Origin of the sequence: Azospirillum sp. B506 (assembly GCF_000333595.1) — a bacterium.
Taxonomy (GTDB): domain Bacteria; phylum Pseudomonadota; class Alphaproteobacteria; order Azospirillales; family Azospirillaceae; genus Azospirillum.
The window spans coordinates 1-1284 of sequence record NZ_BADK01000925.1 but is presented as its reverse complement, the minus strand read 5'-3'; the positions used below and the strand labels follow the sequence as shown (position 1 = coordinate 1284).

Annotated in this window: 1 protein-coding gene; it reads right to left on the bottom strand. The window is 56.9% G+C overall.

What is annotated here, in order from left to right; all coding sequences use genetic code 11:
- Nucleotides 1–1284 (bottom strand): IPT/TIG domain-containing protein (locus I71_RS37845; RefSeq protein ID WP_199902277.1); only part of this gene is annotated, 1284 nt, incomplete at both ends.

Here is a 1284-nt window from a genome sequence, read left to right as displayed (position 1 = left end):
TTCGCCCGACGATTTCGACCGTTCCGCCGCTGCCGCCCGCGCCGAAGGCCGGCGTCACCTTGTCCAGAATGGGGCGATAGAAAAAGGTCGCGTTTTCCTCGCTCGTGCCATCCGCGGTGGTCGCCGTGACCAGAACCTCCCCGGCTCCGCCCGGTGCCTTCACTTTCAGCATGGTATTCGACAGGAATTTAACGTCATTTACCGGGGTTCCCGAAAAGCTCACTTGAGTGCTTTTTGTGAAATTATGGCCAAGGATGTTGACCTCCGTGCCGCCTGTCGGCGAGCCGAAGGCGGGTGTGATGCTGGTGATCGACGGGATATAGGCGAATTTCGAAAATTTTTCGCTGACCCAGCCATTCCCCAGAACCACTTGAACGTCGACGGCCCCGAGACCCGGAGGCGCGAGGAGGGTGATCGTGTGGTCGTCCACAACGGTGATTTCACGCTGCGGCACGAAATAATTACCGAAATAGACCCCGGAAACCTGCGTGACGAACGTGAATCCAATCCCAACGATCTTGACCGGCGTCCCGCCTTGCGAGGAGCCGAACTTCGGCTCCATGTCGAAGATGGAGGGCGTGTAGGTGAAGCGTGCCGCATTGGTCGTCGGGCTCGTATAGCCGCTTTCGGTGACCATGACGTAAACGATGCCGTTCCCTGCGGGGATGGTGACATCGAGCCCGGTTGGAGTCGAGCTTCGAGACGTGGCGAGATTTTTCCCGAAAGAAACGGTGCTGTTTTCGTCGAAGCCGTATCCGACGATTTTGACGGAATGCTGCCCATTATTGGCACCCGGTGACGGGCCGTATGGCGGTTCCAAAGCCGAGATCGTGGGTCTGTCGCCCACTTTCTGCTGTGGAAATATTCCTTCCATGCAAATAAAGTACTGAAGCTTGAGAACGGGCATGATGTTGCTGTGTGGTTGCCCGGCCTTCATCCGAGCCAAGGCGCCGGAATTGAGAGATACCGCGGTTCCTCCCTGTCGGACCGGGAAATAGGCCCGGTAAGGAGGGGACGGTTCGGCAAAGCCGTTTCCCGTCGGCTCATCAGTTATCGCCTCTTCCTTGACAGCCACGATCGAGTGGGTGTGCAAAGGCATTTCGGACGGCAGGAGAATGACCCCCCTTTCGCCGAGCGGTACGCCGTGAACGGCATTGATGTCGAGGTCTTTCGCATATCCCGCGCCCATTGGCAGAAAGCCTCTGAAATCGGGAACCCGGAAATGACTGGCCCCATAATCATGATTATTGGAATATAAATCACCAATAAGTGCGTAAAGAGGTT